This is a genomic window from Gordonia sp. G4 (assembly GCF_057770005.1).
Window position 1 is genome coordinate 4,210,553 of the sequence record NZ_CM173442.1, and the last position, 13,917, is coordinate 4,224,469.

Annotated in this window: 11 protein-coding genes and 1 riboswitch; of the genes, 7 read left to right on the top strand and 4 right to left on the bottom strand. The window is 70.9% G+C overall.

Annotation, left to right across the window (positions count from 1 at the left end; all coding sequences use genetic code 11):
- Positions 1-2: 2 nt before the first annotated feature.
- On the bottom strand, positions 3-419 hold the full coding sequence (locus AC3B5T_RS18950; protein WP_055474575.1) for a PPOX class F420-dependent oxidoreductase: 417 nt from the start codon (positions 417-419) through the stop codon (positions 3-5).
- A 63-nt stretch (positions 420-482) separates the two neighbouring features.
- Between AC3B5T_RS18950 and dprE2 the strand changes: the two genes are divergently transcribed.
- Genes dprE2 through AC3B5T_RS18970 form a run of 4 tightly spaced genes read left to right on the top strand, consistent with a single transcriptional unit; the run spans position 483 to position 4,106 of the window.
- Positions 483-1,280: a decaprenylphospho-beta-D-erythro-pentofuranosid-2-ulose 2-reductase gene (dprE2, locus tag AC3B5T_RS18955; RefSeq protein ID WP_055474707.1), complete on the top strand. Its 798-nt coding sequence runs from the start codon at positions 483-485 to the stop codon at positions 1,278-1,280.
- The gene (locus AC3B5T_RS18960; protein ID WP_055474706.1) at positions 1,277-2,575 is read left to right on the top strand and encodes a bifunctional cobalt-precorrin-7 (C(5))-methyltransferase/cobalt-precorrin-6B (C(15))-methyltransferase; all 1,299 of its coding nucleotides are present in this window, start codon (positions 1,277-1,279) and stop codon (positions 2,573-2,575) included. The genes dprE2 and AC3B5T_RS18960 overlap by 4 nt, the downstream gene beginning before the upstream one ends.
- Entirely contained in the window at positions 2,572-3,348 is a 777-nt protein-coding gene (gene cobM / locus AC3B5T_RS18965; RefSeq protein WP_055474574.1) for a precorrin-4 C(11)-methyltransferase, read from the top strand. Before AC3B5T_RS18960 ends, cobM begins: the two co-directional genes overlap by 4 nt.
- Positions 3,345-4,106, top strand: coding sequence for a cobalt-precorrin-6A reductase (locus AC3B5T_RS18970; RefSeq protein ID WP_055474573.1), 762 nt, complete (start codon positions 3,345-3,347; stop codon positions 4,104-4,106). The genes cobM and AC3B5T_RS18970 overlap by 4 nt, the downstream gene beginning before the upstream one ends.
- Here the strand turns inward: AC3B5T_RS18970 and AC3B5T_RS18975 are convergent.
- From AC3B5T_RS18975 to cobG, 3 genes are read right to left on the bottom strand one after another with little or no spacing between them, the layout of a single operon-like run.
- A complete protein-coding gene (locus AC3B5T_RS18975; protein WP_055474572.1) occupies positions 4,059-5,681 on the bottom strand; it encodes a precorrin-2 C(20)-methyltransferase in 1,623 nt (540 codons plus the stop codon). The genes AC3B5T_RS18970 and AC3B5T_RS18975 overlap by 48 nt on opposite strands.
- An 11-nt stretch (positions 5,682-5,692) precedes the next feature.
- Positions 5,693-6,316: a precorrin-8X methylmutase gene (locus tag AC3B5T_RS18980; RefSeq protein ID WP_055474571.1), complete on the bottom strand. Its 624-nt coding sequence runs from the start codon at positions 6,314-6,316 to the stop codon at positions 5,693-5,695.
- 13 nt (positions 6,317-6,329) lie between these two features.
- Positions 6,330-7,508 (bottom strand): precorrin-3B synthase, encoded by a 1,179-nt coding sequence (cobG, locus tag AC3B5T_RS18985; protein ID WP_055474570.1) that lies wholly within the window; start codon positions 7,506-7,508, stop codon positions 6,330-6,332.
- A 60-nt stretch (positions 7,509-7,568) separates the two neighbouring features.
- Positions 7,569-7,639, top strand: a riboswitch (cobalamin riboswitch).
- Positions 7,640-7,717: 78 nt separating this feature from the next.
- Here cobG and cobN point away from each other — a divergent pair.
- The 3 genes from cobN to AC3B5T_RS19000 all read left to right on the top strand — a co-directional run bounded on the left by cobN (position 7,718) and on the right by AC3B5T_RS19000 (position 13,907).
- Entirely contained in the window at positions 7,718-11,491 is a 3,774-nt protein-coding gene (cobN, locus tag AC3B5T_RS18990) for a cobaltochelatase subunit CobN (protein ID WP_488357815.1), read from the top strand.
- 163 nt (positions 11,492-11,654) lie between these two features.
- On the top strand, positions 11,655-12,164 hold the full coding sequence (locus AC3B5T_RS18995) for an FxsA family protein (protein ID WP_058250590.1): 510 nt from the start codon (positions 11,655-11,657) through the stop codon (positions 12,162-12,164).
- 108 nt (positions 12,165-12,272) lie between these two features.
- Complete coding sequence (locus AC3B5T_RS19000) at positions 12,273-13,907, top strand: amidohydrolase (protein WP_488357817.1); 1,635 nt, start codon at positions 12,273-12,275, stop codon at positions 13,905-13,907.
- Positions 13,908-13,917: the final 10 nt, after the last annotated feature.

The following is a 13,917-nucleotide window of genomic DNA, read 5'->3' on the forward strand; positions in this document are numbered from 1 at the left end:
GGTCAGGCCGGCCGCGACTCGCTGAACAGCGACGCCGAACCCAGTACGCGGCTCACCCTGATCTCGATCACCACGCGGCGGGGATTCGGCCGGGGTTCCCGGTATCGCTGCGCGTAGCGCTGCTCGGCCTCACGGACCTGGTCGGGTTCGCGGCGGACGGTCGCGGGTCCCTCGAGGGTCAGCCAGCGCGGGCCGTCGACGTTGGTGACGGCCGCATATCCGCCGCGCTCGGTGTTGCGGACCTTCTGATTGCCGTCGGAGGTGATGACCCGGGCGAGGCGGGCGTCGGGATCCCAGGTGAATCCGACCGCGACGGCATGCGGGGTGCCGTCGGCGCGCAGGGTGGTGAGGGTGCCGAGGTGGCGTTCGGTGAGGAACGCGAGGGCATCGGATCCGAGGTCGGCGGCGGTGCGGGGCATGACCCCACGGTAGTGGCGACGGCGCGCACGACCGGTGTCGGGGCCGATGCGATACTGCTAGCCATGGCGTCACGCAGCGAAGGGGCATCAGCGGGTCCGGATTCCGACCCGGTCGGTGCCCTCGTCCTGTTCGGCGGCCGCAGTGAGATCGGCGTGGCCACCGCCGCGCGTCTCGCGTCCGGGCGGACGGTCGTCCTGGCGGCCCGCCGTCCCAACGACCTGGGCGACGAGTCGGCACGCCTGCTCGAGGCCGGGGCGGTCGCGGTACACACCGTGGCATTCGACGCGAACGACACCGACACCCATCCCGCGCTCGTCGAATCGCTGTCCGAACGGTTCGGTCCGATCGGGATCGCGATCGTCGCGTTCGGCATCCTCGGTGACCAGGACCGGGCCGAAACCGATGTGGCACACGCACTTCAGATCGCGCACACCGATTACTACGCGCACGTCAGCGTGCTGACACCGCTCGCATCGGTGCTGCGCGCTCAGGCCTCCGGGACGATCATCGTCTTCTCCTCGGTGGCCGGCATCCGGGTGCGCCGGGCCAACTACGTCTACGGCTCGACCAAGGCCGGACTCGACGGGTTCGCCAGTGGTCTCGCAGATGCGTTGCACGGCAGCGGTGCTCGTCTGTTGCTGGCCCGCCCCGGCTTCGTCGTCGGCGCGATGACCCGCGACCTGATGGATTCCGGCGTGAAACCGGCTCCGTTGTCGCGCAATCCCGAGCAGGTTGCCGACGCCGTGGCGCACGCGTACCGCAAGGGACGCGGCGAGGTCTGGATCCCGGGGGTGCTACGTCCCGTGTTCTTCGGTATGCGGCTGCTGCCACGCGCGGTGTGGCGGAGGCTTCCCCGATGAGGTCACCGGGGGCAGCCGTCACGTCGACGGTCCCCACATCCGAGTTCGTGGTGGTCGGCATCGGTGCCGACGGCTGGCCCGGCCTCGGTGAGCCGGCACGCGACGAGTTACGCCGTGCACGGGTGATCTACGGCGCTGCACGGCAATTGGCGCTTCTCGACGGTGCTGCGCCCCGACTCGGTGCACAACTGCGGCCGTGGCGCTCACCGATGTCGGAGCACCTGGCCGAGCTCGTCGAGACGTGGGGCGTCGACGACGCCCACCCGGACACCGTGCACATCCTCGCCAGCGGCGACCCGATGTTCCACGGGGTCGGCGCGAGCATCGTCGCCCGCGTCGGTGCGGACCGGGTGCGGGTGTTTCCGGCCGTGTCGAGTGCGAGTCTGGCCTGCGCGCGCCTCGGCTGGGACCTTGCGACGACCCGGATCGTCAGCGCGGTGCGCACCGAGCCGGGCGTCGTGCTCGGCGAGGTCACCGACGGTGCTCGCGTGCTGGTCCTGAGCCGCGACGAGACCACTCCCGCCGCCGTCGCCGAACTCCTCACAGATGCCGGTTTCGGTGCGTCGGCGATGACCGTCCTCGAGCAGCTCGGTGGCCCCGCCGAACAGATCGCCACCGACACCGCGGAGGGCTGGCACCGCAGGGCCGGCGATCCGCTGAACATCGTCGCCGTCGACTGCGTCGGACCACACCGGACCCGGCTTCCCGGTCGGGCGGACGAGGCCTACGAGCACGACGGCCAGATCACCAAGTCGACGATCCGCGCCCTCACCGTCTGCGCACTCGAGCCGGCCGGGGCGCAGATCCTCTGGGACATCGGGGCCGGGTCGGGCAGCGTCGCGATCGAATGGTTACGCGCCGACGACCGCGGACTCGCGGTCGCCTTCGAGCGCGACCCCGAGCGCGCCGATCGGTTGCGACGCAATGCCGCTCGTCACGGCGTGGCGCACCGGCTCTCGGTGCGAGGACCGGCTCCCGACGAGCTGGCCGACGCGCCGGAACCCGATGCGGTCTTCATCGGCGGCGGACTGGACGAGGAGATCCTCGCGCTCGCCTGGGATGCGCTGGCGGATTCGGGCCGGCTCGTGGTGAACGCGGTGACCGTCGAGAACCAGGCCCTCGTGACACGACGGCACGCCGACCAGGGCGGTACCCTGCGGCGCCTGTCGGTGGAGACCGTCGCGCCCCTCGGCACGATGACCACCTGGCGTCCGGCCCTCCCGATCGTGCAGTGGTCTGTCGACAAACCGACGACGGGGCTTCCGGATGCCGGTCTCGCGGAGGTTGTCCGATGACCGTGTACTTCATCGGCGCCGGGCCGGGGGCGCCCGACCTGATCACGCTGCGGGGAGCACGGGTGCTGGGGGAGTGCGAGACCTGTGTCTACGCCGGATCGTTGGTGCCCGCGGAGCTTCTCGCACTGTGTCCCGAGGGTGCCGAACTCGTCGACACCGCCCGGATGCCGTTGTCGGACATCATCGATGTCATCGCGGCCGCAGACGCACGGGGGCATGACGTGGCCCGCCTGCACTCGGGTGATCTCGCCGTCTACTCGGCGATGGCCGAGCAACAGCGTGAACTGACCGCACGCGGTATCCCTCATCAGATCGTGCCCGGTGTGCCGGCGTTCGCGGCCGCCGCGGCCGCACTCGACACCGAACTCACCGTGCCGGGCGTCGGCCAGAGCCTGTTGATCACGCGCGTGTCGACACTGTCGACGGACATGCCGCCGGGGGAGGACCTCGCGAGCCTCGCCATGACCGGAGTGACACTCGCACTGCATCTCGCGGCACATCGCGCGGAACAGATCGTGGAGGCGCTCACCCCGCACTACGGCAGCGACTGCCCCACCGCGACAGTTGCTTTCGCCAGTCGCGAGAACGAGCAGATCGTGCGCTGCCCGTTGTCCCGGTTGCCCGAGACCCTGGACGCCGCCGACATCCGCAAGACCGCGGTCATCTTCGTCGGGCGTGTGCTGGATCCGTCGACATCGGACGCCACCGACAGCTACCTGTACTCGCATGCGCGGATGACCAAACTCCGCGCCGACCGCGACTCGTCGCGGTGAACGGTTCCGCCCCGGATCCCACCGAGCATGTGCTCATCCTCGGCGGAACGGGGGAGGCGCGTGCGCTGGCCTCGAGTCTGGCCGAGTCCGGCATCGAGTTCATCAGCTCACTCGCGGGTCGGGTCAACGACCCTCGCCTGCCGGTCGGTCCCGTGCGAATCGGCGGGTTCGGCGGAACCGAAGGGCTCCGGGACTGGCTGCGGAGCAATCGGATTCGTGCGGTGGTCGACGCCACCCACCCGTTCGCCGCGACCATCACCCGCAACGCTGCTCGGGCCGCCGCCGATGCGGGTGTCCCGCTGCTGCGGTTGCGCCGGGACCCGTGGGTGCCCGGGGACACCGACACGTGGACCCGCGTACCCGACCTCCCCTCGGCCGCGCGGGAGGTGGACGCCCGTGGCGGACGCGTCTTCCTGACCACCGGTCGCCAGGATGTCGTCGTCTTCGCGGGGATCCGTTCGGCGTGGTTTCTGATCCGGGTCGTCGACGCCCCGACCGGAGCGCTTCCGCCCCGCCACGAGGTGTTGCGTTCGCGCGGTCCCTACGACCATGCCTCGGAGTCGAGGCTGTTGCGCGACAACGACATCGACCTACTGGTCACCAAGAACAGCGGCGGATCACTGACCTCGGCGAAGCTGGTGGCCGCGGCCGAACTGGGGATCGAGGTCATCATGGTCGACCGGCCCGCCGAACCCGACTCGCCGGTCATCTCAGATGTCGGTGCCGCCCGGGACTGGCTCGAGGCGCTGCTCGACTGACTGATCGGCAGTCTCATCGGCGCTGTCCACCGGGCGGTGACTGCGTGGCGTGAACACCAGCGCACCCGCCGCGCGCGGGACCACCCTCGTCGCCGACGACCCGATGATGATCATGGTCCGCATGTCCACGACGGCGGGATCGAAGTCCGCGACCGTGGTGATGGTGAGCTGCTCTTCCGGACCGCCGACGTCCCGACCGAGCACGACGACGCGATCGGGCGACACCGTCTGGGCGAGGGTGTGCTGGAGGGCGCCGACCTGCCAGGTGCGGCTCGCCGACCCCGGGTTGTAGATGGCGATCACCAGGTCGGCACCGAGGGCGGCGCGGATGCGCCGTTCGATGACCGACCACGGCTTGAGCCGGTCGGAGAGCGAGATGATCGCGAAATCGTGCCCGAGCGGCGCTCCGACCGCCGCGGCGACGGCGGTGGCTGCGGTGACGCCGGGCACCACGCGTACCGGCACCTCGTGCCACCGCGGTTGCGCGGCGACCTCGGCGACCGCGGCGGCCATCGCGAACACGCCGGGATCGCCGGACGAGACGACGGCGACGCGAGCGCCGCGGCGGGCGAGATCCAGTGCGAACTCGGCGCGCTCGGCCTCGACCCGGTTGTCGCTCGCGTGCACTCGCTGACCCGGGCGCGGGGTGACGCGCTTGAGATAGGTGGTGTACCCGACGAGGTCGGTGGCCGTGGCGAGCTCGGCGCGCACCTCGGGGGTGGTCCAGCTGTCGTGACCCGGTCCGAGTCCGACGACGACGAGCTCACCGGGGACCGGCTTCGGCTCGAACATCGGATTGTTGCGGCGTCCGGGGACGACGAGGATGGAGAAGTACGGCACCTCCGCGGGATCCACGTCGGCCGCCGGCAGCACCCGTTCGACCGTCGTGGAGGCGCGTTCGACATAGAACGCCTCGTCGAGACGCCCGGCCTCGCCGAGTGCATCGCGCACCCGCTCGAACGTGCGACCGAGCTTCATCACCACGATCGCGTCCGCGGAACGGAACCGGAAGAGCAGCTCCGAGGTCGACGCCGTACCCGGAACGACCGTCAGGGTCTCCTCGCCTTCGACGAGCGGGACCCCGGTCGCCGCCGACGCCGCGCTGACCGAGGTGACACCGGGCACGATCTCGGCGTCGAAGTGCGGCGACAGGCGCTTGTGCATGTGCATGTAGGAGCTGTAGAACAGCGGGTCACCCTCGGCGAGGAGGACGACGTCGCGGCCGGCACGCAGGTGCACCGCGAGGCGTTCGGCGCTCTGGGCGTAGAAGTCGTCGAGCGCGCCCTGGTAGCCGCCCGGATGGTCGGTGGTCTCGGTGGTGACCGGGTACATCAGACGTTCCTCGGTCTGGCCGTCGCGCAGGTACGGTTCGGCGACCGACCTCGCGATGCTGTTGCCATGGCGCGCAGAGTGATACGCGATCACGTCCGCGGTGCTGATGAGGCGGGCGGCCTTCACGGTCATCAGTTCGCTGTCGCCCGGGCCCAGGCCGATGCCGTAGAGCGTGCCCTGGCGAGACGCGTTCCCGGCCGTCGAGTTGCCGTCCGGGTTCGTCGAGGAATTGTGAGAATTCATGGGAGCCACCATCATTCCTGCGGGGTCGCGAGCGCGTTGACCGCGGCCGCGGTGATCGCCGAGCCACCGCGCCGGCCCGTGACCGTGATGAATTCGAGGTCGTCGCGCTCGGCGAGTGCAGCGCAGGACTCGACTGCGCCGACGAAACCGACGGGTGCCCCGACGATGGCGGCGGGCCGCGGTGCACCGTCGTCGATCATGTCCAGGAGCGCGAACAGTGCGGTCGGCGCGTTGCCGATCGCGACCACCGCGCCTTCCAGGCGTGGGAGCCAGAACTGCAGTGCGGCAGCGGTTCTCGTGGTTCCCATCTGCTCTGCGAGCGACGGGAGGGTGGGTTCGGACAGGTGGCAGAACACCTCGTTGTCCGCGGGCAGACGCTTGCGCGTGATACCGGAGGCCACCATGTTGGCGTCGCAGAGGATCGGGGCGCCGGCCGCGAGCGCACCGCGCGCAGCGGCCACGACACCGGGCGTCGCGACGACGTCGCGCGTCAGGTCGGTCTGGCCACACGCGTGGATCATGCGGACGACCACGGTCGCCACGTCGGGCGCGAAGGCGGAGAGGTCGGACTCGGCGCGGATCGTGGCGAAGGACTGGCGGTAGATCGCGGCGCCGTCACGCAGGTACTCGGTCATGGTGTTGACGAGCCTAACGGCGCCGCCGTTCGTATCCGCCGTCGGGCGTGGCCTGCACCGAGAGGTGTGATTCGGCCGGCGATCCGCAACCCCGGGCACAACCCACCCAGTGTTCGCGTTCGTCGACGGGGTCGCCGTCTTGCACCCGGGCCATCAGGTCGTCCCGGACCGGGGCGTGCGCGGACGAGCATCCCGGGGCCCCGACGCAGCAGCTGACGGATGCCCAGGGCGAGGCGGCGTCGAAGATCAGGCCCATCGGGGCCAGCACGCGGACGACGGTCTCGGCCACGCCCTCGTCGAGGTCGCACAGCAGGATCTCGCGGTCGGGTGTGAAGACGACCGGCGCCTGGACAGCCGCGATGAACTCGGCCAGCCGGGCCGGCAGCCGTCCCAGTTCGACGACCGCGCCGAGCAGAACCGCCCCGTCGTCCTGGTCGAACCAGCCGACGATCGGTTCTCGGGACACGATCGGCGCGGCGTCGGGGTCGTCGCCGATCACGGGGTCGAGTGACGGCGCGGCGATATCGGCGAGCCGGCGCCGGGAGTCGGCGTCGAGGTCGCGCACCCGCCACGCGCCGGGCGCGACCTCGCCCAGACCGGCGGCCACCGCGATCAGCGCACGCACGATCGACTCCGAACCGGTGGCCGAGCCGACCGGGACCCCGCCGATGACGATGTCGGCCACGAGGGGAGTGTCGGCCACGACAGAGCTGCCGGCCCGGATCACCGCGCAGGCATCCGGCCGCCGGGCGGCGATGTCCCCGCGGCCGTCGTCGATGCCGAACAGGAACCGGCCCGACAGGGACGCCGCGGCCGGATCGGCACGCAAGGCGTCGTCAAGTGCCGCAGCGAGGGGCCGTGCGTCGGCGATCCCGCCGATACGGCCCGTGAGCGGGCTGAGCTCGATGTTGCGCACCTTGTCGTGGGTGCTGCTCGGCGCGAGTCCGGCGGCGACGACCGCCTCCGCGACGGCCTCGACGTCGGTGATCCCGCGCACCTGGAGATTGCCGCGCACCGTCAGCTCGAGGTGTCCGTCGGCATGTTCGGCCGCCGCCCGGGCGAGCAGCTCCAGCTGGTCCGGACGGATTCGACCGCCTGGCAGCCGGACCCGGGCCAGCGCGCCGTCGGCCGCCGGATGCGTGTCGAAGACCCCCGGGCAACGGTCGGCGGCGGGCCGGGCTGGTTGGTTCATCCCACCAGCCTACGACCGGCTCGTGCGGTGGCCGTAGGCTGAACGCACCGCGAGCGGGCTGAAGCCGGTGCGATTCCGGCGCGGTCGCGCCACTGTGATCGGGGGCCGGGATCGACCGGCCATCCGGGAGTCAGACCAGTCCCTCGCACTGCACCCGCCATCTACGGCACCGACACGCACCGGGCGCGACAACCCGGCGAGGAGACACGATGATCCTGCTGCTCTCGACCTCGGACACCGATCTGCTCACGGCCTCCGCCGCCCACGACCCGGAGCCCGGTTCAGCACTTGCCCCTGTCACGTACCGCGGGGCCAACCCGTCGCGCATCCTGGTCGAGGACATCCCGGGACTCGCCGCCGACGCCGACCTCATCGTCGTGCGCATCCTGGGCGGCGTGCGCGCCTGGGAGGACGGGCTCGCCGCGATCGAGGCGACCGGCAAGCCGCTCGTCGTGTGTTCCGGTGAGCAACAGCCCGACCCCGATCTGATGGCGCACTCCACCGTGCCCTCCGGCGTCGCCGCGCAGGCACACGACTACCTCGCCGCGGGTGGCGTCGCCAACATGGTGAATCTGCACCACTTCCTGTCCGACACCGTCCTGCTCACCGGCAACGGCTTCGAACTCCCGCAGCAGACCCCCGCCTGGGGCGTGCTGGAACGGACGCCCTCTCTGCTCCCTGAGGTGCGAGGAGCGCACGCTGAGGCTTCTCCGCTCCCTGAGGTGCGAGGAGCGCACGCTGAGGCTTCTCCGCTCCCTGAGGTGCGAGGAGCGCTAGCGACGAGCCACGAAGGGCCCGCCGATGCCCCCACCATCGCGGTCCTCTACTACCGCGCCCAGCACCTCGCGGGGAACACGCGCTACATCGCCGCCCTGTGTGACGCCATCGAGGCGAAGGGTGCCCGTGCGCTGCCGATCTTCTGCGCCTCGCTGCGGACTGCGCCCGACGACCTCCTCGAACTGCTCGGTACCGCCGACGCCCTCGTGGTCACGGTGCTGGCCGCCGGTGGCGCCACCCCGGCCACCGCTTCGGCCGGCGGCGACGACGAGGCGTGGAACATCGAACGGCTCGCCGCCCTCGACATCCCGATCCTGCAAGGTCTCTGCCTCACCGGGTCCCGCGCGGACTGGGAGGACAGTGATGACGGCCTGTCGCCACTCGACGTCGCCACCCAGGTGGCGGTGCCCGAGTTCGACGGCCGCATCATCACCGTGCCGTTCTCCTTCAAGGAGTTCGACGACGACGGATTGCCGTGGTACCAGCCGGATCTCGAGCGCTGCGCACGGGTGGCGGGGATCGCCACCGCGCACGCCCGGCTGCGTCGGACCCCGGCCGCCGACAAGCGGATCGCGGTCATGCTGTCGGCCTACCCGACCAAGCACGCGCGGATCGGCAACGCCGTCGGTCTCGACACGCCGCGAAGCCTGCTGCGCCTGCTCGCCGCGATGCGCGACGCCGGCTACGACATCGGCCCGGAGTCCGGTCCGGACGCGATTCCCGGTCTCGCCGACGATGATTCGGATGCGCTGATCCACCAGATCATCGCCACCGGTGGCCAGGATGCGGACTGGCTCACCGAGGAGACCCTCGCCGCCAACCCGATCCGGCTGTCGGCGCGCGATTACCGCGAGTGGTTCGACACCCTGCCCGAAAGGTTACGTTCGGCGGTCACCGAACACTGGGGTCCCGCACCGGGCGACCTGTTCGTCGACCGCACGCACAACCCCGACGGCGACATCGTCATCGCGGCATTGACCTTCGGCAACATCGCGATCATGGTGCAGCCGCCGCGCGGGTTCGGCGAGAACCCGGTCGCGATCTACCACGATCCGGATCTGCCGCCGTCGCACCACTATCTGGCCTCGTACCGGTGGGTCGCGGCGCACGACACCGGCTTCGGCGCCGACGCCATCGTGCATGTCGGCAAACACGGCAACCTGGAGTGGCTGCCCGGTAAGAACCTCGGCATGTCGGCGGACTGCGGGACCGACGCCGCCCTCGGCGACCTCCCGCTCGTCTATCCGTTCCTGGTGAACGACCCGGGCGAGGGGACGCAGGCCAAGCGCCGCGCTCATGCGGTTCTCGTCGACCATCTGATCCCGCCGATGGCACGCGCCGAGTCCTACGGCGACATCGCCCGGCTGGAACAGCTTCTCGACGAGCACGCCAACATCTCCGCACTCGACCCGGCGAAGCTGCCCGCGATCCGCCAGCAGATCTGGACACTGCTGACCGCGGCGAAGATGGACTCCGATCTCGGGCTCACCGAACGGCCCGACGAAGAGGTCTTCGACGACATGCTGCTGCACGTCGACGGGTGGCTGTGCGAGATCAAGGACGTGCAGATCCGAGACGGGCTGCACGTGCTAGGCGAGCCCCCGCGCGACGACGCCGAGGTCGACCTCGTCCTCGCCATGCTGCGCGCACGCCAGCTCTGGGGCGGCACATCGGCCCTGCCCGGCCTGCGCGAGGCCCTCGGACTCGTCGAAGACGGCTCGGCCGAACGCGGTTCCGTCGACGCCGTCGAGGCGCAGGCCCGCGAACTCGTCGCCGCCTGCGCGAAGGACGACTGGTCGACCGAAGCGGTTGCCGCGGCCACCGCGGGACTGCCCAGCGCGGTCGGGGATGTGCTCACCTTCGCGGCGACCGAGGTCGTCCCGCGCCTGCGTCAGACGACCGGCGAGGTTCCGCGGGTGCTGCACGCACTGGACGGCGGGTTCATCCCGGCCGGACCGAGCGGGTCACCGCTGCGCGGGCTGATCAACGTGCTGCCGACCGGACGCAACTTTTACTCGGTCGACCCGAAGGCCGTGCCCTCGCGGCTGGCGTGGGAGACCGGCCGCGCGATGGCCGACTCCCTGCTCGAGCGCTACCTGTCCGACCACGGCGAATACCCGGCGTCGGTGGGGCTGTCGGTGTGGGGGACCAGCGCCATGCGCACCTCGGGTGACGACGTCGCCGAGGTGCTCGCGCTGCTCGGGGTCATGCCGGTGTGGGACGAGATGTCGCGGCGGGTCTCTTCGCTCGAGCTCATCGGCCTCGAGGAACTCGGCCGTCCCCGCATCGATGTCACCGTCCGCATCTCCGGCTTCTTCCGAGACGCCTTCCCGCACGTCGTCACGATGCTCGACGACGCGGTCGCGCTCGCCGCGGCCGCTGACGACGAGTCCGACGAGCAGAACTTCGTTGCGGCACACGTGCGCGCCGCGATGTCCGAGCACGGCGACCGGCGTCGGGCCGTGACACGTGTCTTCGGTTCCAAGCCCGGCACCTACGGCGCCGGCATCCTGCAACTCATCGACTCACGGGACTGGCGCAGCGATGAGGAACTGGCCCGCGTCTACACCGAGTGGGGCGGTTACGCCTACGGACGCGACCTCGACGGGGTGCCCGCGGTCGACGACATGCGCGCCGCGTACAAGCGGATCGCCGTGGCGGCCAAGAACACCGACACCCGCGAACACGACATCGCCGACTCCGACGACTACTTCCAGTACCACGGCGGCATGGTCGCGACCGTTCGCGCTTTGACTGGTTCCTCGCCGGAGGCCTACATCGGCGACAGCACCCGCCCCGACTCCGTCCGCACCCGCACGCTGTCGGAGGAGACCAGCCGGGTGTTCCGCGCCCGCGTCGTCAATCCGCGCTGGATCTCGGCCATGCAGCGCCACGGATACAAGGGGGCCTTCGAGATGGCTGCCACCGTCGACTACCTCTTCGGTTACGACGCCACCACCGACGTCGTCGCCGACTGGATGTACGAGAAGCTCACCGAGTCCTATGTCCTCGACGAGACGAACCAGCAGTTCATGCAGCAGTCCAACCCCTGGGCGTTGCACGGCATCGCCGAACGTCTCCTCGAGGCCGTCGAACGCGACATGTGGCGCGAACCGCCGGCCGAGCTCCTCGACGCCCTCCGCACCGTCTACCTCCAGACCGAGGGCGACATCGAGGGCCGCGGCGAGGACGCCTCTGCCGGCTGAGCCGCCCGCCGCCGGCTGAGCCGCCCACCGCCGGCTGAGCCGCCCAGCGCTGGTTGAGCTTGTCGAAACCACCCCCCGGGACAAAACCGCGTCGTCGTTCGTTGTCCACGCAGACCCTGACGTCAACGGGTGCCGAGGGGCACCGAAGGACAGGTGAAGCATGATGGCTCTCCGCTGGTTCGCGGCCTATGCCGTGCTGGAGATCGCCGCATTCGTCGCGATGGTCATGACCCTCGGATTCGGCTGGGCGGTGTTGATCAGCCTCGCCGCCGTGGTCCTCGGATTCGTCGTCCTGCGCTGGCAGGGCGGCAAGGTCTTCGACGAGCTGCGCCGCGCGTCGAGAAACGAGGTCGACGCCCGCGCCCCGCTGGCCGACACCGCGCTCGTCGCCGTGTCGACCATCCTTTTGGTCGTTCCGGGCGTCGTGTCGACCGTGGCCGGGACCCTGCTGCTGTTCCCGCCCACCCGTCGGGTGATGCGTCCGGCCGTCGCCGCGGTGGGTGCCCGCCGTGTGGCGACCGCGATGGACCGGGCCGGGATGTACGCCACCGGTGTCTACGGCGCAGGACGTGGCGGAACCGTCGTCGAGGGCACGGTCGTGGAGTCCGACACGCCCGAGCCGGGATCTTCGTCGTCCCCGTACGGGACCCGAGGTCTGCCGCAGGGCCACTGAACAGGTCCTGATCTGCGCCCGAGCGCAGCACAACCCACCGCGGTCCCGGAACACACGCACCCGGACCCCTCGCCACCCTCCTCCGACGGCAAGGCACACTGAACGATCGTGGCAACCCAACTGCTTCTCGGCGGCGCCGTGTACTCGCCGGCGGCCCCCGACGCGACCGCGATGGCCGTGACCGACGGAATCGTCGTCTGGGTCGGGACCGACGACGTCGGCCGCGCACTCCATCCCGACGCCGAGGTCATCGACCTCGCCGGACACTTCGTCAGTCCCGGGTTCGTCGACTCCCACGTCCACCTGACGTCCACCGGGCTCGGACTCGACGGCCTCACCCTGAACGAGGCGTCGAGCCGCACGCACTGCCTGCGGCTGGTGGAGAAGGCCGTGGCCGCCGAATCCGCCCATGACGGAGGCGACCTCATCTGGGGTCTCGGCTGGGACGACTCGACCTGGGCGGGCGCCGAACCCGACGACGGTCGCTTCCCGACGACCACCGAGCTCGACGCCGTCGTCGGGACCAGGCCGGTCTACCTCGCCCGGATCGACGAGCACTCCGCGGTGGCTTCCACCGCGCTGCGACGCCTGATCCCGGACCTGGCCGACGCCGTCGGGTATCACCCGGAGGAGCCGCTGGTCGCCGAGGCCCACCATCTCGTCCGCGGCGCGGCCCGCCTGCTGGTCACCGCGGCGCATCGTGAGCGTGCACAACGCCGCGCGCTCGACGGGGCCGCCGCCCACGGGGTGGTGGCCGTGCACGAGAACGGCGGACCGGACATCAGCGGCATGGACGACTTCCTCGCGCTCGCCGAACTCGACCATCCCGTCGAGATCCGGCGCTACTGGGGCCAGGCCGTCACCGACGCCGACCACGCCCGCGAACTGATGTCGATCACCCGGGCCGATGCCCTGGGCGGTGACCTGTTCATCGACGGTGCCATCGGCTCCCACACCGCGTGGCTCTCGGAGCCCTACACCGACGATCCGCACACCAGCGGTATCAGCTACCTCGACGCCGAGGCGATCCGCGATCACCTGCGCGCCTGCACGATCGCAGGCATCCAGGCGGGCTTCCACGTCATCGGCGACGCCGCGACCGGTGTGGTCGTCGGCGCACTCGCCGAACTCGCCGACGAACTCGGCACGCCCGCGCTCGCCCGCTGTGCGCACCGGCTCGAACACGCCGAGATGGTCACCGCCGCCGACGCCGAGGTCCTCGCCCGCTGCGGCGTCATCGCCAGCATGCAACCGTTGTTCGACGCCGAATGGGGCGGTCCCGGCGACCTGTACGACGCCCGTCTCGGGGCGAGCCGCGCGGCCACCCTCAACGACTTCGCGATGCTGGCCAAAACCGGTGTCGCCCTGGCGTTCTCGTCAGACGCGCCGGTGACGGCCATCGACCCGTGGTCGACCATCCGGGCCGCTGTGCACCATCATCAGCCGACCAACGCGATCTCGGCGCGCGGCGCGTTCGCCGCGACGACCCGCGGCGGCTGGCGGGCCGGGGGAGTCAACGACGGTGTCACCGGGACCCTGACGCCCGGCGCCCCGGCGAGTTACGCGGTGTGGGAGGTCGACGAGCTCGTCCTCGCCGGATCCCACGAGAAGGTCCAGCGCTGGTCGACCGATCCGCGGTCGCGGGTGCCCGCGCTGCCGGACGTCTCACCGGGGGCCGCGCTGCCGCGCTGCGTACGCACCGTGCACCGGGGCCGGACCCTGTACGACCGGGACGCCGGGTGAGTCCCCCGCG